At 37.8% G+C, this 26,846-nt stretch carries 21 protein-coding genes and 9 tRNA genes; 11 read left to right on the plus strand and 19 right to left on the minus strand.

The genetic code is table 11. The annotated features are described in order from the left end of the window. The first annotated feature begins 183 nt into the window (after nt 1–183). The gene (locus D7029_RS12665; RefSeq protein ID WP_228766679.1) at nt 184–2,325 is read left to right on the plus strand and encodes a TonB-dependent receptor; all 2,142 of its coding nucleotides are present in this window, start codon (nt 184–186) and stop codon (nt 2,323–2,325) included. A 12-nt stretch (nt 2,326–2,337) separates the two neighbouring features. Next, nucleotides 2,338–3,384, plus strand: a complete 1,047-nt coding sequence (locus tag D7029_RS12670) for an ABC transporter substrate-binding protein (protein ID WP_194950851.1) — start codon at nt 2,338–2,340, stop codon at nt 3,382–3,384. 591 nt (nt 3,385–3,975) lie between these two features. Here D7029_RS12670 and D7029_RS12675 read toward each other — a convergent pair. The 8 genes from D7029_RS12675 to D7029_RS12710 all read right to left on the minus strand — a co-directional run bounded on the left by D7029_RS12675 (nt 3,976) and on the right by D7029_RS12710 (nt 7,231). After that, the gene (locus tag D7029_RS12675; protein WP_088495080.1) at nt 3,976–4,278 is read right to left on the minus strand and encodes a helix-turn-helix domain-containing protein; all 303 of its coding nucleotides are present in this window, start codon (nt 4,276–4,278) and stop codon (nt 3,976–3,978) included. A 2,205-nt stretch (nt 4,279–6,483) separates the two neighbouring features. Continuing rightward, nucleotides 6,484–6,559: transfer RNA gene (locus D7029_RS12680), tRNA-Val, on the minus strand. Between the two features lie 14 nt (nt 6,560–6,573). Continuing rightward, nucleotides 6,574–6,649 (minus strand) — tRNA-Lys (locus D7029_RS12685). Nucleotides 6,650–6,689: 40 nt separating this feature from the next. Continuing rightward, a tRNA-Lys gene (locus D7029_RS12690) sits at nt 6,690–6,765 on the minus strand. Between the two features lie 38 nt (nt 6,766–6,803). Next, nucleotides 6,804–6,879, minus strand: a tRNA-Lys gene (locus tag D7029_RS12695). 41 nt (nt 6,880–6,920) lie between these two features. After that, a tRNA-Val gene (locus D7029_RS12700) sits at nt 6,921–6,996 on the minus strand. Between the two features lie 43 nt (nt 6,997–7,039). Then, nucleotides 7,040–7,115: transfer RNA gene (locus tag D7029_RS12705), tRNA-Val, on the minus strand. A gap of 40 nt (nt 7,116–7,155) precedes the next feature. Continuing rightward, nucleotides 7,156–7,231 (minus strand) — tRNA-Val (locus D7029_RS12710). Between the two features lie 321 nt (nt 7,232–7,552). Here D7029_RS12710 and gltX point away from each other — a divergent pair. The 3 genes from gltX to D7029_RS12725 all read left to right on the plus strand — a co-directional run bounded on the left by gltX (nt 7,553) and on the right by D7029_RS12725 (nt 9,307). Further along, nucleotides 7,553–8,971 (plus strand): glutamate--tRNA ligase, encoded by a 1,419-nt coding sequence (gene gltX / locus D7029_RS12715; protein ID WP_088495079.1) that lies wholly within the window; start codon nt 7,553–7,555, stop codon nt 8,969–8,971. 157 nt (nt 8,972–9,128) lie between these two features. Next, a tRNA-Ala gene (locus D7029_RS12720) sits at nt 9,129–9,204 on the plus strand. Between the two features lie 27 nt (nt 9,205–9,231). After that, nucleotides 9,232–9,307 (plus strand) — tRNA-Ala (locus D7029_RS12725). Between the two features lie 64 nt (nt 9,308–9,371). On the opposite strand, the gene D7029_RS12730 is transcribed toward D7029_RS12725, so the two are convergent. Continuing rightward, on the minus strand, nt 9,372–10,124 hold the full coding sequence (locus tag D7029_RS12730; protein WP_194952662.1) for an SDR family NAD(P)-dependent oxidoreductase: 753 nt from the start codon (nt 10,122–10,124) through the stop codon (nt 9,372–9,374). Nucleotides 10,125–10,307: 183 nt separating this feature from the next. Between D7029_RS12730 and D7029_RS12735 the strand changes: the two genes are divergently transcribed. After that, on the plus strand, nt 10,308–10,748 hold the full coding sequence (locus tag D7029_RS12735) for a MarR family winged helix-turn-helix transcriptional regulator (protein WP_194950852.1): 441 nt from the start codon (nt 10,308–10,310) through the stop codon (nt 10,746–10,748). A 2-nt stretch (nt 10,749–10,750) separates the two neighbouring features. Here D7029_RS12735 and D7029_RS12740 read toward each other — a convergent pair whose 3' ends face one another. The 4 genes from D7029_RS12740 to zipA all read right to left on the minus strand — a co-directional run bounded on the left by D7029_RS12740 (nt 10,751) and on the right by zipA (nt 15,658). Further along, nucleotides 10,751–10,966, minus strand: a complete 216-nt coding sequence (locus tag D7029_RS12740) for a DUF3820 family protein (RefSeq protein WP_023581656.1) — start codon at nt 10,964–10,966, stop codon at nt 10,751–10,753. Between the two features lie 166 nt (nt 10,967–11,132). After that, nucleotides 11,133–12,317 carry a NupC/NupG family nucleoside CNT transporter gene (locus tag D7029_RS12745; RefSeq protein ID WP_069367879.1) on the minus strand — a complete coding sequence of 395 codons (1,185 nt, stop codon included), beginning with the start codon at nt 12,315–12,317 and terminating at the stop codon, nt 11,133–11,135. A gap of 228 nt (nt 12,318–12,545) precedes the next feature. Further along, complete coding sequence (gene ligA, locus D7029_RS12750) at nt 12,546–14,573, minus strand: NAD-dependent DNA ligase LigA (protein ID WP_194950853.1); 2,028 nt, start codon at nt 14,571–14,573, stop codon at nt 12,546–12,548. A gap of 56 nt (nt 14,574–14,629) precedes the next feature. Continuing rightward, entirely contained in the window at nt 14,630–15,658 is a 1,029-nt protein-coding gene (zipA, locus tag D7029_RS12755; protein ID WP_088495076.1) for a cell division protein ZipA, read from the minus strand. A gap of 223 nt (nt 15,659–15,881) precedes the next feature. On the opposite strand from zipA, the gene cysZ reads away from it, so the two are divergent. After that, nucleotides 15,882–16,652, plus strand: coding sequence for a sulfate transporter CysZ (gene cysZ / locus D7029_RS12760; protein ID WP_088495075.1), 771 nt, complete (start codon nt 15,882–15,884; stop codon nt 16,650–16,652). Between the two features lie 113 nt (nt 16,653–16,765). Here the strand turns inward: cysZ and D7029_RS12765 are convergent, their stop codons facing one another. After that, nucleotides 16,766–17,296: a hypothetical protein gene (locus tag D7029_RS12765; RefSeq protein ID WP_228766680.1), complete on the minus strand. Its 531-nt coding sequence runs from the start codon at nt 17,294–17,296 to the stop codon at nt 16,766–16,768. 235 nt (nt 17,297–17,531) lie between these two features. Here D7029_RS12765 and cysK point away from each other — a divergent pair, with 235 nt between their 5' ends. From cysK to crr, 4 genes are all read left to right on the plus strand, one after another. Then, on the plus strand, nt 17,532–18,485 hold the full coding sequence (gene cysK, locus D7029_RS12770; protein WP_088495073.1) for a cysteine synthase A: 954 nt from the start codon (nt 17,532–17,534) through the stop codon (nt 18,483–18,485). A gap of 331 nt (nt 18,486–18,816) precedes the next feature. Beyond that, nucleotides 18,817–19,074 carry a phosphocarrier protein Hpr gene (gene ptsH / locus D7029_RS12775; RefSeq protein WP_006533407.1) on the plus strand — a complete coding sequence of 86 codons (258 nt, stop codon included), beginning with the start codon at nt 18,817–18,819 and terminating at the stop codon, nt 19,072–19,074. 137 nt (nt 19,075–19,211) lie between these two features. Then, nucleotides 19,212–20,939, plus strand: a complete 1,728-nt coding sequence (ptsI, locus tag D7029_RS12780) for a phosphoenolpyruvate-protein phosphotransferase PtsI (protein WP_194950855.1) — start codon at nt 19,212–19,214, stop codon at nt 20,937–20,939. Between the two features lie 49 nt (nt 20,940–20,988). Beyond that, nucleotides 20,989–21,498, plus strand: a complete 510-nt coding sequence (gene crr, locus D7029_RS12785; protein WP_036935451.1) for a PTS glucose transporter subunit IIA — start codon at nt 20,989–20,991, stop codon at nt 21,496–21,498. Nucleotides 21,499–21,697: 199 nt separating this feature from the next. On the opposite strand, the gene cysM is transcribed toward crr, so the two are convergent. From cysM to cysP, 5 genes are all read right to left on the minus strand, one after another. Next, nucleotides 21,698–22,582: a cysteine synthase CysM gene (cysM, locus tag D7029_RS12790; protein ID WP_088495071.1), complete on the minus strand. Its 885-nt coding sequence runs from the start codon at nt 22,580–22,582 to the stop codon at nt 21,698–21,700. 225 nt (nt 22,583–22,807) lie between these two features. Continuing rightward, nucleotides 22,808–23,896: a sulfate/thiosulfate ABC transporter ATP-binding protein CysA gene (cysA, locus tag D7029_RS12795; protein WP_194950856.1), complete on the minus strand. Its 1,089-nt coding sequence runs from the start codon at nt 23,894–23,896 to the stop codon at nt 22,808–22,810. Nucleotides 23,897–23,927: 31 nt separating this feature from the next. Next, nucleotides 23,928–24,770, minus strand: coding sequence for a sulfate/thiosulfate ABC transporter permease CysW (cysW, locus tag D7029_RS12800; RefSeq protein WP_088495069.1), 843 nt, complete (start codon nt 24,768–24,770; stop codon nt 23,928–23,930). Next, nucleotides 24,770–25,603: a sulfate/thiosulfate ABC transporter permease CysT gene (gene cysT / locus D7029_RS12805; RefSeq protein WP_194950857.1), complete on the minus strand. Its 834-nt coding sequence runs from the start codon at nt 25,601–25,603 to the stop codon at nt 24,770–24,772. Before cysT ends, cysW begins: the two co-directional genes overlap by 1 nt. Further along, nucleotides 25,603–26,622, minus strand: a complete 1,020-nt coding sequence (gene cysP / locus D7029_RS12810; RefSeq protein WP_194950858.1) for a thiosulfate ABC transporter substrate-binding protein CysP — start codon at nt 26,620–26,622, stop codon at nt 25,603–25,605. Before cysP ends, cysT begins: the two co-directional genes overlap by 1 nt. Nucleotides 26,623–26,846: the final 224 nt, after the last annotated feature.

Here is a 26,846-nt window from a genome sequence, read left to right on the forward strand (position 1 = left end):
TTATTATTAGCAAATATATCATTTTATTTACATGTTATTCCGTGTATAGTCGGCGCCCATCCTCGCTATATACAATTTTATACAATGATATACATTACATTGCATTCGTGATGGGTATCGTTATATAAATTTCTTGATAGCGATGGATTTATATAACTAAAAAATACATTCTAGGAGTCTATCGTGAAGAAATTTATCATTTCAACAATAGCTTGTGCTATAGCACAAACATTCGCTGTATCAGCAAGTGTAGCCGCTGAAAATGCTGAAAAAATCGTCGTTACTGCACAACCAGTGAATAATAGTGAAGCCGGTGCGGGATTTGTTACTCGTGAAGTTGATATGGGGCCATTAGGTGAGAAAAAATGGTTAGATACTCCTTATACAACAAATACTTTCACTCAATCTATGATTGAAAATCAACAAGTCACCAGTGTTGCAGATATCTTAAAATATAATGCCTCTTCTCAAATGCAAGCACGTGGCGGTATGGATGTTGGCCGTCCCCAAAACCGTGGGATGCAAGGCAATGTTGTTGCTAACTCTCGCTTAGATGGTGTGAATATTATTTCTACCACAGCCTTTCCTATCGAAATGCTTGAGCGTGTAGATATTATCAATGGTTTAACTGGTTCACTTTATGGGCCAGCAAGCCCAAGTGGGCAATTCAATTTCACCCAAAAACGTCCAACCTTAAAACGCTTAACATCACTTAATGCAACTTATGTCAATGATAACCAATTTAAAGGCCATCTTGATTTAGGTGGTTTTATTGATGATAACAATACTTTTGGTTATCGCATTAATCTAATGCATGATGAAGGTAAAGGTTATGTCGCAGGTAGCAAAACACGTCGCCAGCTAATCAGTACCGCATTTGATTGGAATATCTCTCCTGATACGGTATTAGAAGTGAATTTTAGTGACTATTGGTTTAAAAAAATGGGTTATCCTGGTGCATTTTCTTATGGACCAAAAGTTACCGCATTACCTGATGCGCCAGATCCAACTAAAACCGGCTATGGTCAAGCTTTTGCGGGTGTTGATCTTCATACCAGAACGGTAAGTAGCCGACTAAAACATGATTTTAACGAAGATTGGCAAATCAGTGCAGCAATTGGCTATCAAACGGCTGATCGCGGATTCCGTTCTGTTTCTAACCAATTAAGTAATGATGGTAAGCAATTTACACCAACGTTATCAGTACCGACAACTTATGGTCGTTTTACTGTTTTAAGCCATTCTGTCAATGTTAATGGTCATGTGATGACTGGCGCACTATCTCATGATTTAATTCTCGCCACTAGCGGTTATCGTTGGGATATTTATGGCGCAAATGGTAATGATCAAAAATTCACATTACCAACTCAAGATATTAATAATCCACATCGTTATGATGATCCTTCTAATGAAGGCTTCTATACAGGCGCTGCTCGTACTAAAAACAGCCGCTCACAAGTTCAATCCATTACTTTAGGTGATACCGTTACCTTTAATCCTCAATGGTCAGTGATGGGATCACTAAGCCAAAACTGGATCAAAGAAACTTCTTATCGTGCTGGTGGTGGGAATCACACCGAAAGTGGATTAAGTCCTGCTGTCGCATTAATGTTTAAACCTATTCCTGAAGTGATGACCTATGTTTCTTATGCAGATTCATTAGAAGAAGGTGATTCAGCACCAAACACTGCCGACAACAAAAATGAAGTGCTAAAACCTTATCGTAGCGAACAATGGGAAATGGGGGTTAAATCGCAAATTGGCGATCTTAATTTAAATGCGGCTATTTTCCAATTAGAGCGCCCTTTTGCCTATGTGGGTAACGACAATATCTTTAAAGAACAAGGTAAACAACGTAACCGTGGGTTAGAGCTTATCGCTAACGGAAAAGTCACTGATGAGCTTTTCGTTTTTAGTAGCATGACTTGGTTAGATCCTACTTTAACCAACACCGGCAATGCTCAAACACAAGATAAAGATGTTGTAGGTGTACCAAAATACCAAGCTAATTTATTAGCTGAATACCATTACCCTACTTTGCCAAATGTTATCTATAGCGCCAATGTTCACTACACAGGTAAGCGTGCAGCAAATACCACTAATACAATGTGGGCAAAAGCCTATACCACACTCGATCTGGGTGCTCGTTATCAAACACAATATTGGGATAAGAAAACCACTTTCCGCCTCAATTTAGATAACGTGACTAATGAACATTACTGGGCATCTATTTTCTCTGGCAACCAAAATGGTGCTATTGGTGGTGCAAATGCTTTCTTAGGTACGCCTCGCCAAGTTTCTGCTTCTGTAAGCATTGAACTCTAAGAGGAAAACGAAATGTATAAAGGTTTTTTCAAAACCCTGTGCATTGCGTTACTGGGAGCTTCAGCTCTCAGTATCTCCTTTAATGCACAGGCGCAAAGAGTTGTTCAATATTATCAGAATCAATCCATTACTGTTCCTGATTCACCAGAAAGAGTCGCCACGAGTTGGAATGCTCAAAATGCGATACTTGCTATGCTTGGTGCTGGAGATAAAATTGTTTCCACAACCGATTTAGTCAAAACTATTCCCTTTTTTACCGAGATTGTTCCTGCTATAAAAACGGCTTCAATTTCTAGTAAAGGTAATAATGACACACTGAATATCGAAACATTAATTGTTAGCCAGCCTCAAATCTTTTTTGCAACAGGGAAGCTATCTGATGCACAAATGACGGCACTAGAAAATGCAGGGATCAGTGTTGCATTATTAAAATCAGGTTCAATGGATGCCTTGTTAGAAAGAACGTTGATCACTGGTGAGATTTTAGGTTCAAGTAGTCACCAATTAGCAAAAGATTATTTAGCCTACTTTCAGCGTAATAAAACACTTGTAAAAAGTGCGATAAGCGAGATAAGCGCCAATAAACCAATGAAGGTCTATCATGCTTTTGGTTCGCCATTAAGAACATCTGGTGCACCTTCGTTAAATCATGATTGGATAGCGCTTGCAGGTGGTGTGAACGTTGCAGAACATTGGTTTGATAATGTGCCAAGCCGAGCTGGTGATGTTTCCTTAGAACAAGTTATTCATGCCAATCCTGATGTCATTATCACTATGTATGCAAGAGACACTGAAATCATTAAGAATGCACCTGAATGGCAATCTATCACTGCCGTGCGTGAAGGCCGAGTTTACACAAACCCTAAAGGCCTATTTTGGTGGTGCCGTGAAACCACAGAGGAAGCCTTACAATTTTTATGGTTAGCGACTGTTTTATATCCAGAACAAACAAAGCATATTGATATCTCCAAAGAGACTCAACAATTCTATAAAACATTTTTTAATATCACCCTCACCGAACAGCAGCTCAAACACATTCTTAAACCTCTCAAAGACTAATTGTTACTGCCTCTTCATATTCACGATGAAGAGGCAACAATAACCCATCCTAATATGATATTAACTATCATTATCCATAGATAGTCATTTAATGATAAATACTTAGTTTTTGATCTGATAACGCATTTTCACCAATGCTTATATTTTGCCTTTGTTATATTAAAATTCACTCTTTTCGAATTTATTGGTGTGAAACGCATAAATTATACGTTTAATAGCTTTAGAAATGTTATCAGGAGGTAAAATCGTGGTAGGTAATATAAGAGGTAATTTTATGAATAGCTTATTATAAACAAGTATTAATTAGCTATTTTTTTCTCATACAAATAAATATGAGAATATATTTCTACAAACCTGAAAGCCTTAGCTCATTTGCAATACAATTATTCTTTTTTTTGTAAAAATTAAAAATTCTCATTCTCTATAAACGTAAAATGCCCTAATAAGGGCATTGATTTCATATAGAGGCTTTATTTCATCTATTAAGAAAATTCTTATTATTAACTGATTAAAGAGAAACACTATATATAAGAATTATCTTACTCAATTTAGTTATTCTAAAATGAGTTACTTTCTAATTTAAAAATATTATTAGAAAATAGAAAGAGCCTTGCTATCGAAATGAGCTGGAATATGTTGTTCATTTCGCTCAGTTTCTTGAGTCATTCCACCGGTTACTTCTTCAAAGAAGCTACCGATATTAACGCCTAGTACTTCAAGTACTCTAACTAAGCAATCAATATCAATACGGTTTACACCACGCTCATAACGGAATAACTGTTGTTCACTAATATCAATCTCTTTTGCTAACTGAAATACAGTATAACCTTGAGATTTTCTTAATGACTTAATTTTTTGTCCAACTGCATAAGCGACTGGATACTTGCTACTCATAATATTGTTCTCGCTTTTCACTTTGATTGATATCTAATTTATAATGGTGTGCTACTACGCAATAATATGTAAAATTATATATTATCGAGGACACCTTTTTGTTTTAATAAAATATTATTTTTAGTAGATAAGAAATATTACAATTCATAACATGACTTATCATATGTAAATAATATACTACGCATTTAAACACTTTCAACTAGTCAAAAAAAGACAGTGCAAGCATGATGATTTACTCATACTAGTAAACAATACCTAGGATAATGCAATATATCCTTTATTTTCATATAGTTAAAATATTTTACTTATAAAATCACGCTTTTTTTTTCTTAAACTTTACTCACTAATTAGAATTATCATCTAGTACAAGCTTAATTTAAAGTGTGATTGTTTGAATTGTGTAAAAATAAATCAACTTATGTCAGTCTAATTTATTTAAAATAATAAATTAACCTCATAAAGATGACGATTTTCTTATTTTTATTAAATAGCTTAAGCAATATCAATGAAATCTGATGAGTTTATAAACAAGACAATATTATACTTTTATATCAATACGTTACACTAGTTACACCCGAAAATAGATATAAATCACATTTTAAACATTTGTTAATTAATTTATATAAGCATAAACCCTTACTCTTTCGACTAAATATATTTCAAGTTACACAATTCTTTATTACTCTCGAATAAATAAATAATAGATTTAATTACTCATTTTTTTTGAATTTTTATTAATGAATAACTTATTTTAATTTTCAATTAGATTAAAAATCTTCTTTATGAAATAGAGAAAAAGTAAGTATTAATATAAATATTTTTGTTTTATCAGTAGGTTATTTGAAAGTTAAGTTTATCATCATAAAAACCGTTCTTTTTATGACCACATAATACTATTCTTTCTTTTTCACTCAAATTCGCGCATTTGGCACATTGCAAAAATAGAGTAATCATCACATCTTAAGTTAAATTCATAAGGGAATGAACTGTTAAATATCAATTTTAGTATGATCTAATTTTGTTAAAAAAAATAAAAATTAATCTTTTTACGTCCTAAGTAATTACACCTATTCTATATAAGAGTTATTCTTAGGCAAAAATAAACATTAATATTTTTATATAATTTATATTCCTGCTAAATGCACAATTTTCTCCATTTTTCGTAAAAAATGAAATTAACCACTTCAGGACAAATCAATTACTGATGAAATAAGTGTTTTTTGCTTTATATCATTTACTATCCAGCTCATTATGATGTAAAGATTGATAAATATCAAATTTTAAAATTAGTTTAATTTAAATCAAACAGTTATGTAAAACCCATTGCTCTATTACCACTTCAAAAAAGAAGTAGAAAGAAGATGAAACATCATTATATTTAATCTTTATTCTTACTAGCACTAACCAATGATTTATAAAAAGTAAGAAATATTAACTATAAAGCTCTATTTTTATCTTTTAATCTTCAGTATTTTTTCTTAAAAAAATGAGTGCCCTATATTTTTCAATGCTAACTTAAAATATCCTAACTCACTCATTTTATGAGAGATATTGCTCATGAAAAATTAGCAAATAATTTATCACAGCGCATCTAAGGTTATTTAATTTTATTAATAAACTGAAAACACCTACATCTACCCCCAAAAGGAGTAGATCTTTCTTTTTCAATTAGAGTAATTTTTTTAATATTTTCAGATCAAAATTTGAACTTTGCTCAAAAATAAATGCATACCTTCTACTAAGCACAATCCCTCATCCAAAATAATTGGCTTAACAATAGAAGAGCCTTTTCTTTTTTAAGCGGCTCCCTTTAAATGATAAAAACATGACAGGATGTAAAAAAGCGTAATAAAGAAACTGGCTTATGAACCCTCTTCACAGAAAACACAATGCAATAACAAGTTAAAACAGCCTTAGAAACTAAGAGCTCCAAAGGAACAAGATAATTAGCTAAGTATTCATTATTTTGAGGATAAAGAGGTGATGCAGGTACGAGGGGCTAGGAAAGCATGTCTATAAGGATATGTAGCTATAAGTGAAGCAATGAGGAACATGATAGAAAGTAGACACAGGGAAAAGATTAAGACTCAGAGAATGCAACTAAACGGCAATAATGCAGGTATTAGAAAACAAATAACTGTTATTAATTCTTTTAGAAAGATGTTAGGGAAGTAAAGAAGAAGGCATAACAAAGAGATAAAGAAGTGGTGGGCGGTATTGGGCTCGAACCAACGACCTCCTCCTTGTAAGGGAGATGCTCTACCAACTGAGCTAACCGCCCGCTTTATTATTAAATGGTGGGTCGTGGGCGATTCGAACGCCCGACCAATTGATTAAAAGTCAACTGCTCTACCGACTGAGCTAACGACCCATTTAATAATTTTGCGTAAATCTGTAAGTAGCGTTGTGAATGGTGGGTCGTGGGCGATTCGAACGCCCGACCAATTGATTAAAAGTCAACTGCTCTACCGACTGAGCTAACGACCCGTCACAATGTTCACTACTTTATGTTGTATTTTTAGGAATGGTGGGTCGTGGGCGATTCGAACGCCCGACCAATTGATTAAAAGTCAACTGCTCTACCGACTGAGCTAACGACCCATACCTAAATGTGTGATATTGCGCGAAATAACCGGATGAAGTGGTGGGCGGTATTGGGCTCGAACCAACGACCTCCTCCTTGTAAGGGAGATGCTCTACCAACTGAGCTAACCGCCCACTTCATGATGACTAAATTCTCACTACCACGCTTTAATGTAATTGGTGGGCGGTATTGGGCTCGAACCAACGACCTCCTCCTTGTAAGGGAGATGCTCTACCAACTGAGCTAACCGCCCAATCACACTAAATCATACAACTTATCACAACGAAAAATAATGGTGGGCGGTATTGGGCTCGAACCAACGACCTCCTCCTTGTAAGGGAGATGCTCTACCAACTGAGCTAACCGCCCGTCGTGATGGGGTGCATTATAGGGATACTGCGCTATGAGTCAACGATTTTTATCAGTTTTTTATCGCGAAAATGATCGTTCGTTTTATTTTTAGTCAAGATGCTTTTTTTAGCACCATAAGTGACACAGCAATTAACCAAAGTAATCCCACAGATACTCTTCGTCAAACAAAAAATCATCAATTTGAAAATTTTATCTCTGTTAAAAGCTTAATGGCATTGAGGAATTAGCATCCAGTGATAAAATAAGGCAACCATTTCGTTTTTTTGATAATCACGATTACTTATCTATATATAAGTAAGACGTACAAAGGCAATCCCAATGAGTAAAATAAAAACCCGTTTTGCACCAAGTCCTACTGGCTATCTACATGTTGGTGGTGCGCGTACCGCACTTTATTCCTGGTTATATAGCCGTCACAATAAGGGCGAATTTGTACTGCGTATAGAAGACACCGACTTAGAACGTTCTACACAGCCAGCCATCGATGCAATCATGGACGGTATGAATTGGTTAAATCTGAATTGGGATGAAGGTCCTTATTATCAGACTAAACGCTTCGATCGCTATAACCAAGTGATTGATCAAATGTTATCTGCGGGTACTGCATACCGTTGCTATTGTTCTAAAGAGCGTTTAGAGCAACTACGCGAAGATCAAATGGCGAAAGGTGAAAAACCTCGTTACGATGGTTGTTGCCGTGGTGGTAACCATAATCACAGTGCTGATGAACCTCATGTTGTGCGTTTCTTAAACCCACAAGAAGGTTCTGTCATTTTTGATGACAAAATTCGTGGTCCAATTGAATTTAGTAACCAAGAACTTGACGATCTGATTATTCGTCGTACTGATGGTTCTCCAACTTATAACTTCTGCGTTGTTATTGATGACTGGGATATGGAAATCACTCACGTTATTCGTGGTGAAGATCATATCAACAACACACCTCGCCAAATCAATATTCTCAAAGCATTAGGTGCACCTGTGCCTGAATATGCTCACGTATCAATGATTTTAGGTGATGATGGTAAAAAACTCTCTAAACGTTATAACGCAGTTAGCGTAATGCAATATCGTGACGACGGCTATTTACCAGAAGCATTATTAAACTACTTAGTCCGTTTAGGCTGGTCTCACGGTGATCAAGAGATCTTTACTATTGATGAAATGATTGAGCACTTCACTTTAGAAGCTATCAGCAAATCAGCAAGTGCATTTAATACTGATAAACTGCTTTGGTTAAACCATCACTACATCAATACACTGCCAGCAGAGAAAGTTGCTGTTCATTTAGATTGGCATATCAAACAACAAAATATTGATACCAGCAATGGCCCATCATTAGTTGAGCTGATCAAATTACTAGGCGAACGTTGCAAAACATTAAAAGAGATGGCTGAAAGTTGCCATTACTTCTATGTTGATTTCGAAACATTTGAGGAAACTGCAGCGAAAAAACATTTACGCCCAGTTGCGCGTCAACCATTAGAAGTCGTTCGCGATAAATTATCAGCAATTACGGAGTGGACAGCTGAAAATGTTCACCAAGCAATTCAAGATACTGCTGACGAATTAGAAGTGGGAATGGGTAAAGTCGGTATGCCATTACGTGTTGCTGTAACAGGCGCAGGTCAATCTCCTGGCTTAGATGTTACCGTTCACGCTATTGGTAAAACGCGTAGCGTTGCTCGCATTAATAAAGCATTAGACTTTATTACTGAAAGAGAAAACCAAGCTTAATTTACTTATTAATCTTGCTTATTAAGAAAGATACATTCCTAAAGTAGGGAATGTATCTTTTTTTTGTACTCTTTTTCAGCAATCAATAAATAATGTGAGATTAACTGATTGACAGTATTGTGCTTGTTGCCTATTATCAAGCCCGTTCCAGTATGTTGGGGCTATAGCTCAGTTGGGAGAGCGCTTGCATGGCATGCAAGAGGTCAGCGGTTCGATCCCGCTTAGCTCCACCAATATACTTCTAGAACAATCCAATATGTGGGGTTATAGCTCAGTTGGGAGAGCGCTTGCATGGCATGCAAGAGGTCAACGGTTCGATCCCGTTTAGCTCCACCAGAATTTTAAGATCCTGAAGAGAAATCTTCGGGATTTTTTGTTTTCTACACCCCTTTATTTATTTCTATTGCGCAGTGTAACCCCCATCAATGGCATAAAATGCCCCTGTTGAGAAGCTGCTCTCATCTGAAAGTAAAAATGCGACCGTTTTGGCGACTTCTTCTCTGGTTGCCATTCGTTTCATTGGATGTGTATTTGCCATCCATTCACGTACTTCATCGGGTAACATTTGCATTCTTGGTGTATCGACATAACCAGGTCCAATTGCATTGATCCTTATTCCTTTGTCTGCAAACTCAAGTGCAGCTGAACGCGTGATCCCTAACACGGCGTGTTTAGCTGCTGTATAGGCTGAAATACCCGCAATCCCAACAATACCATTAGATGAAGAAAGATTCACAATACTTCCTCCCCCACTTTTTAATATCGCGGGGATGCCATATTTCAAGCCATAAAATACGCCATTGATGTCTGTATCAATGACTGATTTCCAATCTTCAATCTCATAATCCACAATAGATGTATTATGAGGTCCTGTGATCCCTGCATTATTAACTAAGCCATGTAATGCGCCAGCTTGAACGACAACAGTTTCAATCATTTTTTCAACTTGAGAAAATGAGGTCATATCCGCCTGCAAAGCGATGACTTTTTTGCCCGTTATATCAATAGAACGAGCTGTTTTTGTTATTTCCTCTAAATGCCGACCAGTAATGAAAACCGTTGCACCACGTTGAAACAACAATTGTGCAATACCTTCACCGACTCCTGTACTTGCCCCCGTGACTAAAATCACTTTATCTTTAAAATAGTCCATCATTTCGACTTCACCTCTTATCTACTGCATCAAGTTTTATCAGATAACCACAAAGTAGTTAACCAAAGTTAACTATATGCCATCTTATTTGATTAACTTTAGTTAATCAATATAAAGTTTATTCGTAATGAATGACCTGATAATATTAACTTTAGTTAACATAATTTATGAGATAGCGTATTTATGGAGAAGTGTGAATTAGAAAATGCATTGTCATTATTACAATGCACATTAGTCGCGCAACGAACTCGTTACACCCCAGAGCAAGTTACTTGGGGCCAATATGATATTTTGGAATTATTGCGCTTACGAGGTGACTTAACCCCTTCTCAATTAAGTGATTCATTGGCGATTTCAAGACAGAATTTATCGAAATTTATGCGGGGATTAAAATCCTTAGGATTTATTGCGCAGTATCGTTCTGAAAAAGACAAGCGTGAGCTTATTACTCATTTAACTGATGAGGGTCACGCTTTTTTGGCAAGAGCGGCATTAGGTCGAAAACAAAATGCTGAGAAAATAAGTGAATGCTTAACACTCGGAGAGCAAACATTATTTATTGAATTAAGTCAGAAAATCATTAATGCATTAACACCTGATAAATCAGCTATAGATGATGATTAACATCACCGCTTTAATGGTTTTAATAGCCCTTCTAGGCCTTCAATTTTAATTGCTAGGGTCATCTCCATGAGTTGACCAAGCTTACCTTCAGGAAACTCGCCTTTCTTTGCAAACCACAATAGATACTCTTCTGGTAAATCAACCAGCATACGTCCTTTGTACTTGCCAAATGGCATTTGTGTGTTTGCTATATCGATAAGGTGCTGTTTCTCTAACATGTTCTTTACCACGTTGTCATTGAAGGGATAAAACCGATTATAGGGTAATTTAAAGATAAAAAAAGCAGTACCCTAAGGTACTGCTTGATTTTCTGTTACTTGCTTAACAAGTGACTCTGTTTACATTGTTATTTTATTCACATGCTATCTGTTTTATCTTCAAAGATTAAACAAACAGACCTGCGATAGCTGCTGATAAGAAGCTAACTAATGTAGAACCGAACAGTAATTTCAGACCAAAACGAGAAACAACGTTACCTTGTACTTCGTTTAGACCTTTAATCGCACCTGCAACAATCCCGATTGAAGAGAAGTTAGCAAATGAAACTAAGAATACAGATAAGATACCTACAGAGCGTGGTGAAATTTCAGCAGCGATATCTTGTAAGCTACCCATTGCAACGAATTCGTTAGACACTAATTTAGTTGCCATAACACTACCAACACGTAATGCATCTTGCTCTGGCACACCAATTACCCAGGCTAATGGATAGAAAACGTAACCTAAGCAATCTTGGAAACTAATACCGAAAATCATGCTGAAAATCGCATTCACTGCAGCGATTAATGCAATGAAACCAATCAGCATTGCAGCAACGATTAATGCAACTTTGAAACCGGCTAAGATGTATTCGCCTAACATTTCAAAGAAGCTTTGACCTTCATGCAGATTACCCATTTGGATCTCTTCTTCATTTTCAACAGAGTATGGGTTAATCACAGAAAGGACGATAAAGGTACTGAACATATTCAGTACTAGAGCAGCAACAACGTATTTTGGATCTAACATTGTCATGTATGCACCAACAATCGACATTGATACTGTTGACATTGCTGTTGCAGCCATGGTGTACATACGACGCTGAGACATTTTGCCTAATACATCTTTATAGGCAATAAAGTTCTCTGATTGACCAAGAACTAGTGAGCTCACTGCGTTGAATGATTCCAGTTTCCCCATACCGTTCACTTTAGAAAGCACAGTACCGATAATGCGGATCACGAAAGGTAATACTTTGATATGTTGAAGAATACCAATTAATGCAGAAATAAAGATAATTGGACATAAGACATTCAGGAAGAAGAATGCTAAACCACCTTTCATCATGCCACCGAATACGAATTCAGTACCTTGTGCGGCATAACCTAATAAGTGATCAAATAATCCAGCGAAGCCACGAACAAAGCCTTCACCAACATCAGAGTTGAGGAAGAACCATGCTAATGCGATTTCAATAACTAATAACTGCACGATATAACGCAGACGGATCCCTTTGCGGTTGTTACTCGCAACGAATGCTAATGCGCCAATAACGGCGAGTGCTAAAACGAAGTGAATGATAGAGGACATGCATGCTCCAAAAATAAAAATAAATCTTGTAGAGCATTTTATGTAACGCGTAACATTAGGATGTGACTATTGTCACAATCTCATGAAACCGCATACACACTATTTATTAAATAAGATAGGTTGATCACACTTTGGGAGTTACTTAAGAAACATTAAATGTAAATTTAACTTAAGTAAAAATGCCACTGAGAAGGTTTTCCCAGTAGCATTTGTTAAATAGTAGAATGATTATTTCGATTGATCAAGTAATCGTATCATTTCATCTTCATCGATAACGGTTATCCCTAATTCGTTAGCTTTCACTAACTTAGAGCCTGCCGCTTCACCGGCAATTACCATGTCGGTTTTTTTAGAAACACTTCCGCTCACTTTTGCACCTAATGCAACTAATCTGTCTTTTGCTTCATCACGCGTTAACTGTGAAAGTGACCCAGTTAACACAACGGTTTTACCTGCAAAAGGATTATCACCCGCCTCATGAGTTACAATAACAGGCGCTTGCCATGTAATACCGGCATCATTGATCAATTGATCAATAACCGTTCTATTGTGTTCTTCTTGGAAGAAATTAACGACATGTTTAGCCACAATATCGCCCACATCAGGAACGGATTTTAGAGCTTCAATATCTGCATTTCGTAATGCATCAAGCGTTGAGAAATGTGTTGTTAATCCACTGGCTGTTGCTTCACCCACTTCTCGAATACCCAGTGCATAAATAAAACGTGCAAATGTCGTTGATTTAGCCTTATCTAAAGCCGTGATCAATTTTTTAGCTGATTTTTCGCCCATTCGCTCCAAACCAGATAAGATTTTTTCATCTAAACGGAAGAGATCAGCAGGTGTTTTGACATATTCTTTCTCAACCAACTGGTCGATAATTTTATCGCCCATTCCATCCACATCCATGGCTCGACGTGAAACAAAATGTTTAAGCGCTTCTTTACGTTGCGCGCCACAAATTAAACCACCAGTACAACGTGCAACAGCTTCGCCTTCAATGCGCTCAACATCAGAATCACAAATAGGGCAATGTGTCGGAAAAACAATTTCTTGAGCATCATCTGGACGTTTTTCTTCAATCACACTGACAACCTGAGGAATAACATCGCCTGCTCGACGAATAACCACAGTATCGCCAATGCGTATTCCTAAGCGTTCAATTTCATCAGCATTGTGTAATGTTGCATTACTCACAACAACACCTGCAACTTGAACAGGCTCTAAACGTGCAACCGGTGTAATAGCACCTGTACGCCCTACTTGAAATTCGACATCTTTGATAATCGTCATTTGCTCTTGAGCTTGGAATTTATAAGCAATAGCCCAACGCGGTGCTCTTGATACAAAGCCCAGCTCTTCTTGTAGTGCAATATCATCAACTTTGATAACAACGCCATCAATATCAAAACCTAAATTAGGACGAACTTCTTCTACATGGTGATAAAAATCAAGGACTGCTTTGCTACCTGTGCAAAGTTTTACCTTATCACTAACAGGTAATCCCCATTTTTTAAATTGTTGTAGGCGCTCATAGTGACTTGTAGGTAATTCACCACCTTCAAGTACACCAACGCCATAACAGAAAAAGGTTAATGGACGTTTTGCTGTAATACGAGGATCAAGCTGTCTTAATGAACCAGCGGCAGCATTACGAGGATTAGCAAAAACTTTTCCGCCTGTACGTCGCGCTTCCTCGTTTAAATATTCAAAGCCTTTTTCATTCATAAAGACTTCGCCACGAATTTCAATACGAGCAGGAATATCTTCACCGTATAAACGCAATGGAATAGCTTTAATTGTTCTCACATTCTCAGTGATATTTTCCCCTGTCGTACCATCGCCACGCGTTGCAGCTTGTACTAAAATTCCATTTTCATAAAGTAAACTAACCGCTAATCCATCTAATTTTAATTCACAACAGAAAGTGATCTCTTCATTATTTTTTAAACGATCACGTAAACGCTTATCAAAAGCTAAATAGCTTGTTTCATCAAAAGCATTATCTAAAGAGAGCATCGGAATTTCATGTCTCACTTGCTCAAATGCTGTCAAAGGTAAAGCTCCAACTCGCTGTGTTGGCGAATCAGAAGTAATTAATTCAGGGTGTTCAGCTTCTAATGCTTTTAGCTCATTCATTAAGCGATCGTATTCAGCATCAGGTATTTCAGGTGCGTCCATGACATGATAGAGATATTCATGGTGACGTAGAGTAACGCGAAGTTTATCAATTTTTTGTTGAGTATTTTTATTCATGATTATCACCAAAGAAGAAAAACCCCCGCAAGCGGGGGCTTTTTTACAGACAAAAGCTATTGATTTAAATCCAGCGTCCTACGGATCCTAGATTTATAAAGCTCGATTTTTTGTGGCGTTAAGAGTTTACGTTCATCATCCAGCACAACACCACCTACATCAGATGCGATACGTTGCGCCGTAAGTAACATCAATTTAAAGTTTTGGTTAGCATCACCATAAGATGGCACCATCATAAACATTGATACACCTGGTGTCGTTAATTCAGCCATTGTATCAATATTAAATGTTCCCGGTTTCACCATATTCGCTAAACTAAACAAAACAGGTCCATTCGCTGTTGGATTGAGATGACGATGGAAAATATTCATTTCGCCAAACTGGAATCCAGCTTGAATAATACTTTGCATCAATGCTTCACCATCTAGCATTTGACCATGATGTGCACTTACGTTTAGAACAATAACCAGCTCTTTCTCTGCTTCTGTTGCTTGTGGAGCAGATTCAGCTTTTGGCTCTTCAGCCGGAGCATGATGCGAAGCCTCAGTTTCAACAGGAGTCACATGAGCCGTTGTCTCTGAAATTGACGGCTCAAAACTCGCAGATGGGCTTACTGTATTAACGTGTGATTTTATTTCACTCGCAACATTAACCACTGGTGCTTGTTTTGGCTCATCCCTAACAATCGGTACAGGCTCTTTTTCAATAACATCAAAAACACCAAGGCTAGGCTCTTGTTGTAATGAAGTATCGTGAGAGTTCCCTTTAGTTTGGGTTTCAGACATTAATGGGTCTCTATCTACCACTGAAATTTCGGGTTCATGTAGAGGCTCCGATTTTATCGGTGGCTCACTCTCCCGCTTTTCAGTAGAGGATAAAGTTGATGTCTGATGACTAGCCTCAGCATATTGTGGTTCGTCATCGTTCTCATCTGACTGATAATTCTGTTTCTGACGTTTTACTGGGCGATTACGGAAAAGCTTAGAACGCTCTTTTCGACCAATCCATAAGCCGTGTAATAACAAAGCTATGATTAAAATCGCACCAACAACGATTAATATCAGACGCAAATTTTGCTGCATCATTTCTATCTCTGTTGTCTTGAGGTTTAATAGCCACGTTGGCAAATATTACTTTTTACTAAGAGTATTTGCCAATGCTCATAAGTGCAAGCCAATACTTAATTTTCTTGTCACAAAGATACACACATCAATCTCTTATGCGCGTTTTTTAGACAATTCATGACTAGTAAGGCTGATTATCTCCCTATATGATACTAGCTTGCCCTCATTGGAGAGAATAGGAAGTATGACAAATTTGACAGAAACGAATAAAAATTTAAATGGATTTCATTATTTTGCTCTTGGTTGGCGTTTAATTACACGCAAAGGGCTGAAACGTTTTGTTATCTTACCCCTACTTGCCAATATTATTATTCTCGGAAGCGCCTTTTGGTGGTTATATGGTCAAATCGGTGGCATGGTCAATTGGATGATGGAAAAAGTTCCTGATTGGCTACAGTGGCTGAGTTATTTAATCTGGCCATTATCCGTTATTTTTATTTTATTGGTGTTTACTTATTTCTTTAGTACTTTAGCCAATATTATTGCTTCTCCGTTTAATGGATTGTTGGCTGAAAAATTAGAAGGTCAAATAACTGGCATTGCACCACCAGATACAGGTGTTGCAGGTATATTGAAGGATGTTCCACGTATTTTAAAACGTGAGTTAACTAAAATAGCTTATTATTTGCCTCGTGCTATTGTCTTGTTATTGCTCTATTTTATTCCTGCTATCGGACAAACTGTTGCCCCTGTTTTATGGTTTGCTTTTGGTGCTTGGATGATGGCAATTCAATATAATGACTTCCCATTTGATAATCATAAAATTTCATTTGCTGCAATGAAATCTTCGCTGAAACAAGACAAATGGAATAATCTTCAATTTGGTATGGTTATTAATATTTTTACCATGATCCCTATTCTAAATTTAGTCATCATGCCGGTTGCCATTTGTGGTGCAACCGCAATGTGGTGTGATCGTTATCGTAAACAACATGTACAAGACGGGCAGTGGTAAATTTAATTTAATGACGTATCAATAAACGAGAAAAACCCCGTTTTATTAAGACGGGGTTTTATTTTATCGTTTTTTTCTAGATCGTGATTTGGTTTATTTAGTTATTGAGTGCATTACTCAATTAATGAACGAATATAATCTTTCGTTTCTTCCTTATCCATCGGCTCACGCTCATTAATGCCCATTTCAAAGATATTCAATGCACCATCTAATTTTTCCATAATCTCTTCATCATCTCGAATACAGAAAATATAAGCATTTTCAAATGGTGTGAGATCCACTAATCGTAACCCTTTCTCTGCCAAAAAGTGGTTAATATATTCCAGATAAGGTAGCTCATAAGGCAACATATAAGGGTCTACGCTCACCTCATCCCAATCAATATTTTCAACTTGAGATAAAATCAATGCACTTGGTGATTCAGGTAAAGAGATGTGCTCTAACGATTTTAGATCAGGAATATCACCAAAATATTCTGTCCATTCCACATAGTCCATTAATCCTTGAGCTGAGAGTGATTCATATAACCAATTAAGGACATCTTCTTGAGCGTCGGACTCGGGTAAATTTTCACGCAAAGCTTGCGCGTCTAATTCAGGCACTGCGAGTTCAAGTGCGCTAATCAACTCTTCAATGGTTTCCATTATGACCCCTGTATTTGCAATAAACGTAATTAAAAATAGATTATCAGCCATCAATATACTGTACATCTCTTGATTTATTAATTTGTGAATCGTCTCACTGACTCTTGATTAGAACCTTTTGGAATAAAAAGACAAAAAAGTTATAAGTATATTCATAAAGCTTATTTCCATCTTTAGCTTGATGGCGTATGGTAATTTCATCTGACCTTATAAAAATCATGTACCGAGGATAAAAATGAGCAAGATTTTCGAAGACAACTCGCAAACTATTGGACACACTCCCTTAATTCGCTTAAAGCATTTCGGAAATGGCAACATTCTGGCTAAAGTGGAATCTCGTAACCCAAGCTTCAGTGTAAAATGCCGTATCGGTGCCAACATGATTTGGGATGCAGAAAAGAAAGGTATTCTTAAAGAAGGCGTTGAGCTTGTAGAACCTACCAGTGGTAATACGGGGATTGCTCTTGCTTATGTTGCAGCGGCTCGTGGCTACAAATTAACACTGACCATGCCAGACACTATGAGTGTAGAACGTCGTAAATTACTCAAGGCATTGGGGGCTAATTTAGTGCTGACTGAAGGCGCTAAAGGCATGAAAGGTGCCATCGATAAAGCCAATGAAATTCGCGATAGCGATCCTAAGCGTTACCTTTTACTACAACAGTTTAGCAACCCAGCTAACCCTGAGATCCATGAAAAAACTACAGGTCCAGAGATCTGGAATGATACAGATGGTGAAGTCGCTGCTGTTATTGCTGGCGTCGGCACGGGTGGTACAATTACGGGTATTGGCCGCTATTTGAAAAAGACTCAAGGTAAAGCGGTAACAATGGTTGCAGTTGAACCTACAGGCTCTCCTGTTATTACACAAGCCTTAGCAGGTGAAGAAATTAAACCCGGTCCACATAAAATCCAAGGTATTGGTGCTGGTTTTATTCCTGAAAACCTAGATTTATCGTTGCTGGATCGTGTTATTCAAATCACTAACGAAGAAGCCTTTGATACTGCTCGTGAACTTATGACTAAAGAAGGTATTCTCGCAGGTATTTCTTCTGGTGCAGCGATTGCGGCAGCAGTAAAACTCGCAAAAGAACCAGAATTTGCAAATAAAGAAATCGTGGTTATTTTACCTTCATCAGGTGAGCGTTATTTAAGCACCCCACTTTTTGCTGACATTTCTGACAGCTAAATCGCGTCATCTCAATTGTAAAATATTTATTAAAAAAGCACCTTAATGGTGCTTTTTTTGTGGTAGAGATCAAAGTTTGTCATCCAGACAGGTGATTTATTTCTTCGAGTTTAGTATTTAATCAATTAATTATTTCGAAGGTCGAAATTAATCAGAAAATAACCGAGATGACAAAAACGAACTCTTTTATCTTTCTGAACACTATTTTTATCAGATGACGCTTTACGACTTAATATTATCTGATATTGCTACGCAAAGCAGGACAAATTCATCTACACTTACTAAGTCCTGACTTAATGTGAACAATTGAGTTATAAAAGGAAAAAATCCTATGTACCAGCAAGAAGTTACTATTACAGCACCAAACGGCTTACATACTCGTCCTGCAGCACAATTTGTAAAAGAAGCCAAAACATTCTCTTCTGATATCACGCTTATCTCTAGCGGTAAATCTGCCAGCGCTAAGAGCCTTTTCAAATTACAAACTTTAGGCTTAACCCAAGGTACTGTAGTGACTATCTCTGCTGAAGGCGAAGATGAAAAACAAGCTGTTGAAGCGTTAGTAAAATTAATGGCGGAATTAGAGTAATTCGCGGTTAAGCTTTAACTCAGTACTTATTCCCCTGAAACCATTCAGGGGAGTTAATCTCAATGATGATTTTAAAACAACAGTATTTTGCAATCCTATTCTTTTAAGATTATCACCAGCAAGTCGTAGGATAAATTATGATTTCAGGAATTTTAGCATCACCCGGTATCGCATTTGGTCAAACCCTTCTCCTCAAAGAAGAACCTATCATCATTAGCCAACGTAAGATCCAAAGTGATGAGATTGAGAATCAAATCGAACGCTTCAAAGACGGCCGTAACAAATCTGCACAACAACTAGAAATCATTAAAGAGCGTGCTGAAAAGAACCTTGGTGCGGATAAAGCCGAAATCTTTGAAGGCCATATCATGTTGCTAGAAGATGAAGAGTTAGAACAAGAAATTGTTACTCTCATCAAAAGCGACAAAAAAACCGCTGAAGCGGCAGTTCAATCTGTTATTGAAGATCAAGCAACTGCATTAGAAGCATTAGACGATGAATACCTAAAAGAACGTGCAGCTGACGTTCGCGATATTGGTAAGCGCTTAATGCGCAATATCTTAGAAATGCCAATTATCGATTTAAGCGCTATCTCAGAAAAAGTGATTTTAGTTGCAACTGACCTTACCCCTTCTGAAACTGCACAATTAAGTTTAGACAACGTATTAGGTTTTATCACTGACTTAGGTGGTAGAACATCCCACACTTCTATCATGGCTCGCTCATTAGAAATTCCAGCTATTGTAGGAACATCTAATGCGACACAAACCATTAAAAAAGACGATTATCTCGTTCTTGATGCGATTAATAACAAAATCATTATTAATCCATCAGATGAGGAACTTGAGACATTAAAAACTATCAAAGAAGAGTACCTGCACGAAAAAGAAGAATTAGCAAAACTTAAAGACTTACCTGCTATTACGCTTGATGGGCATCAAGTCGAAGTTTGCGCTAATATTGGTACAGTTCGAGATGTTGCTGGTGCTGAACGTAATGGTGCTGAAGGTGTTGGTCTGTATCGTACCGAATTCTTATTTATGGATAGAGACTCTTTACCAACAGAAGATGAGCAATTCCAAGCCTATAAAGCGGTAGCAGAAGCGGTAGGAAGTCCTGCGGTCATTATTCGTACTATGGATATTGGCGGTGATAAAGACTTACCTTACATGAACCTACCAAAAGAAGAGAACCCATTCTTAGGCTGGCGTGCAATTCGTATTTGTCTTGACCGTAAAGAGATCCTTCATTCACAATTACGTGCTATCTTAAGAGCATCTGCTTTTGGTAAACTACGCATTATGTTTCCAATGATTATCTCTGTTGAAGAGATCCGTGCATTGAAAGCAGAACTTGAAATACTGAAAAGCCAGCTTCGTGAAGAAAAGAAAGCTTTTGATGAATCTATTGAAGTCGGTGTGATGGTAGAAACCCCAGCCGCAGCAGTAATGGCTCGTCATATGGCAAAAGAAGTTGACTTTTTTAGTATTGGGACTAACGATCTAACACAATATACTCTGGCTGTAGACCGTGGAAATGAGCTGATATCTCATCTATATAATCCAATGTCACCTGCAGTACTCAACCTGATAAAACAGGTGATTGATGCATCACATGCTGAAGGTAAATGGACTGGAATGTGTGGTGAACTTGCTGGAGATGAACGAGCAACATTGCTCCTTCTTGGCATGGGATTAGATGAGTTTAGTATGAGTGCTATTTCAATTCCTCGCATCAAAAAAGTGATTCGTAATGCGAATTACGATGATGCAAAAGCACTGGCAGAACAAGCACTTGCTCAGCCAACTGCAAAAGAATTGATGGACTTAGTAGAAACTTTTACTAAAGAAAAGACACTGTGCTAATCGCATTAGCCAGAGCCCGGTCCCAACTACAATAATTAGGAGAAGATTCATGGGTCTGTTTGATAAATTAAAATCACTGGTTTCAGAGGAAAAGAAAGGCAGTGGCACGATTGATATTGTTGCACCACTTTCTGGTGAAATCGTCAATATCGAAGATGTTCCTGATGTTGTTTTCGCTGAAAAAATCGTAGGTGACGGTATTGCTATCAAACCTGCTGGTAATAAAATTGTTGCGCCAGTTGATGGTACTATCGGTAAAATTTTCGAGACTAACCATGCTTTCTCTATTGAGTCTGACAACGGTATCGAGTTATTTGTCCACTTCGGTATCGACACTGTTGAACTGAAAGGTGAAGGGTTTAAACGTATCGCTGAAGAAGGTCAGCAAGTAAAAGTCGGTGATACTATTTTAGAATTTGACTTGGCTGTATTAGAAGAAAAAGCAAAATCAGTTCTAACGCCAGTTGTTATCTCTAATATGGATGAAATCCAAGGTTTAACCAAAATGACAGGCCCAGTTACTGTTGGTGAAACCGTTATTATTCAGATTAAAAAATAATCTTCTGTAATATTCTCTATTTAAACCGCCACCCATATGTGGCGGTTTTTTTATTTATTCAAAAACCAAAATACTCTAACTAATTCAACAATGTCCTTACTCTAAATAATTCAACAATGTTATTACTCTAAATAATTCAAGATGTAGCTAGGCGACAACGTTACAACTTGAAGTATGACGAGTAACGCTACAGTTTGAATTATGACGAGTAAACGCCTGTCGACAAATAACGATCACCCCTATCACAAACAATCGCAACAATCACTGCCCCTGGATTTTCTCTTGCAACGCGCAGAGCGCCAGCAACAGCGCCTCCAGAACTCACACCACAGAAGATACCCTCTTGTTTAGCTAAAAGGCGCATCGTTGATTCTGCTTCAGTTTGTGACATATCTATCACGCTATCCACCAGCTCTTTTTTAAATATGCCCGGCAAATAAGCTGGTGACCAACGACGAATACCTGGGATCTGGCTTTTTTCTTCAGGCTGAAGACCTATAATTTGCACGCTATCAGATTGTGTTTTTAAGTAACTTCCCACACCGGTGATCGTCCCTGTTGTTCCCATACTCGAAACAAAATGCGTAATACGACCTTGTGTTTGTTGCCAAATTTCAGGGCCTGTAGAAATAAAATGAGCTCTTGGATTATCTGGGTTATTAAATTGGTCTAATACCTTACCTTCGCCCTGATGTTCCATCTGTTGTGCGAGATCTCGCGCACCTTCCATACCGACTTCACGGCTGACTAAAATCAATTCTGCACCATAAGCTTGCATTGATGCTTGACGCTCTTTACTCATATTTTCAGGCATTAACAACTTTAAACGGTAACCTTTTACCGCTGCAATCATCGCCAAGGCAATACCTGTATTACCACTGGTTGCTTCAATCAGCGTATCACCCGGTTTTATTTCACCGCGTAATTCCGCTTGTTCAATCATCGATAATGCAGCTCTGTCTTTTACTGAACCTGCAGGATTATTGCCTTCAAGCTTAACCCAGATTTCAGCGTCCACCTCTTGTGTTAGTCGTTGTAGTTTTACTAATGGTGTATTACCAATAAATTGTTCTAACCCTGCCACAATAAGTTCCTGCTCATTTGTTTGTCTGTATTAATGAAGAAATCACATTTAACTTATTAACGCAATAATATTAACGTAATTCGACAAGTCTCTTTGTTTTTATAGAAACCAAAACACCCATACCTAAAATAAGCATGGGTGAAAGATCGCGAAATAAAACGATAGATTAATAATAAAATTAGCAAAATCTGTCGTAAACCCTCACCCAATACGGACGGGGAGCAGTCACGCGGTATAGGCTAACGACACCGTATTTAAGGGAGTATCTCCCGTATATAAACGGGCTTGAGCACCTCCCATATAATAGGTATTTCCTTTTGTTGGTGCAGAAGAAATATCATTCCAAACCGCAGTAATCGGTGTTTCACTCCATCCTAATGGCTGTAAAATCAACTGCCAATAATGCCCTTTTGGCGATACCTCAATAACCTTAACAGGCAATCGGCAAACACTGTTGGCATGTACACTTAATGCTATTTCCCAAGGACGTAAAAACACATCTACCGAACCTTGATAAAGCGGTGTCACCGATAATGGCAAATGATATCCACCAATCTGTAATTGAGCACCATTAATTTCACCTTTTAGATGATTTACATCACCTAAAAATTCTAAAACAAAGCGACTTTGAGGTGATTGCCATACCTCTTGTGGTGTTCCTACTTGCTCTATTTTGCCATTCCCCATAATCACAATGCGATCAGCCACTTCCATCGCTTCTTGTTGATCATGAGTAACAAAGACACTGGTAAATTTAAGCTCTTCATGCAATTCACGTAACCAACGGCGTAATTCCGTTCTTACTTTGGCATCTAAAGCGCCAAAAGGCTCATCGAGTAATAAAATTTGAGGTTCAACAGCTAAAGCTCTTGCTAAAGCGACACGCTGTTTTTGCCCACCCGATAATTGTGCTGGATAACGTTGTGCTAAATGAGGCAATTGGATCATTTCTAACAACTGTTGTACTTTTTTATGAATAGCTTCTTTGTTAGAACGATCTCGTCGAGGCAATACCGTTAGACCAAAAGCGATATTCTCAAATACAGTCATATGGCGAAACAACGCATAGTGCTGAAAAACAAAACCGACTTTGCGATCTCTAGCATGTAATCGGCTAACATCTTGCCCCTCGAAACAAATATTTCCTTGGGTTTGATGTTCAAGGCCAGCAATAATACGCAAAAGCGTTGTTTTACCTGATCCTGAAGGCCCTAGCAGCGCCACCATTTCACCTGAAGCCACATCAAGGTTGACATCATGCAACACTTCAGTGCGATCAAAATATTTTGTGACACTATTAATTTCAATACTCATATTTTGCCTCTACTTTGTGTAAATAATAATGTCATTGCTGACGAGCTAAATGCCATTGCAACGCACTTTTAAACATTAAGGTGAAGATTGCCATCATCGCGAGTAATGCAGCCGCAGTAAATGCACCAACGGTATTATAATCTTGATGCAGTAATTCAACTTGTAGCGGTAGTGAATAGGTTTCGCCACGAATAGCGCCGGATACCACAGAAACTGCACCAAATTCACCGATGGCTCTGGCATTGGTTAATACCACGCCATATAACAATGCCCAGCGAATATTCGGTAATGTCACTCGCCAAAACATCTTCCAACCACTCGCCCCTAATAACACGGCAGCTTCATCTTCTTGACTGCCTTGGCTCATCATCACTGGTACCAGTTCTCTCACGACAAAAGGACAAGTGACAAATACCGTAACTAGTACCATTCCCGGCCATGAGAACATCAATTGGATATCAAATTGAGATAACCATTGCCCTGCCCAGCCATTGCTACCGTAAAAAAGCAGATAGAGTAATCCAGCAACCACTGGAGACACTGCAAATGGAATATCAATCAATGTCATTAATAGCTGGCGTCCCGGGAAACGAAAACGTGTGACAAGCCATGCCATACTGACACCAAACAACATATTGACAGGTACGGTGATTAACGCGATGAGTACGGTTAACCAAACCGCGTGTAACATGTCACTATCCAATAAATTCTCAGTAAATATTTCAATACCTTTTGAAAACGCGGTCATAAAGATCCACGCAATAGGCACAACTAAAAATAAAATGGATAACACAACGCCCGTAAGGATTAACCCCCACTTCACCCAATCAATTTGGCGACGATAAACAGAGCGTTGTTGCATAATATCTGACATCAATGCCCCCTCAACCGTTGTCCAAATCGGCTTTGTAATCCATTAATTGAAAACAGTAAGACTAATGAAACAAGTAAAATTACAGAAGCAACGGCACTTGCCGCAGGATAATCAAATTCTTGTAATCGAATAAAAATCATCAAAGAAACAACTTCTGTTTGCCACGCAATATTGCCAGCAATAAAAATAACAGCGCCAAATTCACCTAAACTGCGCGTAAAAGAGAGTGCGGTTCCTGCTATTAATGCTGGCGACAACTCAGGTAAGACAACCTTACGAAAAGTCTGCCAACGATTCGCCCCTAGCGTTTCAGCCGCTTCTTCATACTCAGGACCTAATTCTTCAAGAACGGGCTGAACGGTTCTTACAACAAAAGGCAAACTGGTAAAAGCCATCGCAACAGCGATACCAATCCATGTGTTGATAACTTTGATATCAAATTTATCCAATACAAAACCGTACCAGCCTTGTGTTGAAAAAAGTGTCGCAAGTGTGAGACCCGCAACAGCCGTAGGCAAAGCAAAAGGTAAATCCATTAAACCATCAAGTAGTTGTCTACCCGGAAAACGGTAACGAGTAATGATCCACGCAAGCAACATACCGAAAACCGCATTAAAAATACTGGCAACAGCTGCCGCAAGTAATGTGACTTTATAAGCAGCCACAATTTGAGGGTGTGTTATCACCGCCCAATATTGAGACCAATTCATATCAGAAAGTTGCACAACCAGCGCACTCATTGGTAACAGTAAAATCAAGCAGGTATAAAACAGTGTTCCACCTAAACTTAATCCAAATCCTGGTAATACCCGTTTGCTGGTTGTGGTAAACATTATTGACGTCCTTGCGCTAACAACTTATCAAGCATGCCATCTGTCGTGAAATGTGTTTTCATCACGTTATTCCAGTCACCAAATACCTCTTCAATCGTAAATAATGACGTTGCTGGGAACTGTGCTGACTTTTGAGCCATAACCGCTTTATCATTTACGCGATAATTAAATTGCGTGATGATCTCTTGTGCTCTAGGACTGTATAAATAATTTAGATAGGCTTTTGCCAATGCTTCGGAGTCATTACGTTGAATATTTTTATCAATCCAAGCGACAGGAAACTCAGCTAGAATATCAATAGGTGGCACAATAACTTGATATTCATCTTCGCCATATTGTTGACGAATGTTATTAACTTCAGATTCAAAACTGATCAGAACATCCCCAAGTCCGCGTTCGATAAATGAGGTGGTGGCACCACGTCCTCCTGTATCAAATACCTCAACATTCTTGAGGAATTTCTTCATCGCTTCTTGTGTCTTTTCATCATTACCATAAGCTTTTTCGAAAGCACCCCACGCGGCTAAATAAGTATAGCGACCATTGCCAGAGGTTTTAGGATTAGGGAAAACCACTTTGACATCTTCACGCGTTAAATCTTCCCATGAAGTAATGTTCTTTGGATTTCCTTTGCGTACTAAATACGCCATAGTGGAATAATAAGGCGAGCTATTATTAGGAAGACGTTGTTGCCAATCAGCAGGAATTAATTTGCCTTTATCATGCAAAATTTGCACATCTGTAACTTGATTATAAGTCACTACATCCGCGGGTAAACCTTGTAATATTGCAAGTGCCTGCTTAGATGAGCCTGCATGTGATTGTTTGATGGTAACTTTATCATCAGGATGTTGAGCATCCCATTGCGTTTTAAAATCGCTATTTAGCTGTGTGAATAGCTCTCTTGCGATATCGTAAGAGCTATTAAGTAATTGAGCAGCCCCAGCATAACTACTAACAACCAAAGACAATGCTGCGGTTGCTTGTAATGCAAAGGTTCTGATTGTGTTTTTCTTCATCAAAAGTACCCATCATTGTAAGTTTTGTTCTAATGGTTACTCTATCGACTTTATTTATAACAGTGTAGTTAGCTTTTGTTATTTGATATAACCATAAGCTATTAAAACTGAATAAAACTCAGGCTAATTAATTAAATTTGCATCAATTACTCTTAACATGAAAAAAATTCAGACAAAAATGCCTGCTTTAAAAGCAGGCATTTCATTAATAAAAACGCATTTAG

Source organism: Proteus vulgaris (genome assembly GCF_016647575.1).
Classification (GTDB): Bacteria; Pseudomonadota; Gammaproteobacteria; order Enterobacterales; family Enterobacteriaceae; genus Proteus; species Proteus mirabilis_B.

Excerpts from the sequence above, each read along its gene's own strand:
- ligA (WP_194950853.1), bottom strand. The coding sequence starts at position 14,573 with ATGAATAAAAATACTCAACAAAAAATTGATAAACTTCGCGTTACTCTA.
- D7029_RS12735 (WP_194950852.1), top strand. The coding sequence starts at position 10,308 with ATGGAGAAGTGTGAATTAGAAAATGCATTGTCATTATTACAATGCACA.
- D7029_RS12675 (WP_088495080.1), bottom strand. The coding sequence starts at position 4,278 with ATGAGTAGCAAGTATCCAGTCGCTTATGCAGTTGGACAAAAAATTAAG.
- cysZ (WP_088495075.1), top strand. The coding sequence starts at position 15,882 with ATGACAAATTTGACAGAAACGAATAAAAATTTAAATGGATTTCATTAT.
- zipA (WP_088495076.1), bottom strand. The coding sequence starts at position 15,658 with ATGATGCAGCAAAATTTGCGTCTGATATTAATCGTTGTTGGTGCGATT.
- cysW (WP_088495069.1), bottom strand. The coding sequence starts at position 24,770 with ATGTCAGATATTATGCAACAACGCTCTGTTTATCGTCGCCAAATTGAT.
- gltX (WP_088495079.1), top strand. The coding sequence starts at position 7,553 with ATGAGTAAAATAAAAACCCGTTTTGCACCAAGTCCTACTGGCTATCTA.
- cysA (WP_194950856.1), bottom strand. The coding sequence starts at position 23,896 with ATGAGTATTGAAATTAATAGTGTCACAAAATATTTTGATCGCACTGAA.
- D7029_RS12670 (WP_194950851.1), top strand. The coding sequence starts at position 2,338 with ATGTATAAAGGTTTTTTCAAAACCCTGTGCATTGCGTTACTGGGAGCT.
- D7029_RS12730 (WP_194952662.1), bottom strand. The coding sequence starts at position 10,124 with ATGGACTATTTTAAAGATAAAGTGATTTTAGTCACGGGGGCAAGTACA.
- D7029_RS12740 (WP_023581656.1), bottom strand. The coding sequence starts at position 10,966 with ATGTTAGAGAAACAGCACCTTATCGATATAGCAAACACACAAATGCCA.
- ptsI (WP_194950855.1), top strand. The coding sequence starts at position 19,212 with ATGATTTCAGGAATTTTAGCATCACCCGGTATCGCATTTGGTCAAACC.
- D7029_RS12745 (WP_069367879.1), bottom strand. The coding sequence starts at position 12,317 with ATGTCCTCTATCATTCACTTCGTTTTAGCACTCGCCGTTATTGGCGCA.
- D7029_RS12765 (WP_228766680.1), bottom strand. The coding sequence starts at position 17,296 with ATGGAAACCATTGAAGAGTTGATTAGCGCACTTGAACTCGCAGTGCCT.
- cysK (WP_088495073.1), top strand. The coding sequence starts at position 17,532 with ATGAGCAAGATTTTCGAAGACAACTCGCAAACTATTGGACACACTCCC.
- crr (WP_036935451.1), top strand. The coding sequence starts at position 20,989 with ATGGGTCTGTTTGATAAATTAAAATCACTGGTTTCAGAGGAAAAGAAA.
- ptsH (WP_006533407.1), top strand. The coding sequence starts at position 18,817 with ATGTACCAGCAAGAAGTTACTATTACAGCACCAAACGGCTTACATACT.
- cysP (WP_194950858.1), bottom strand. The coding sequence starts at position 26,622 with ATGAAGAAAAACACAATCAGAACCTTTGCATTACAAGCAACCGCAGCA.
- cysT (WP_194950857.1), bottom strand. The coding sequence starts at position 25,603 with ATGTTTACCACAACCAGCAAACGGGTATTACCAGGATTTGGATTAAGT.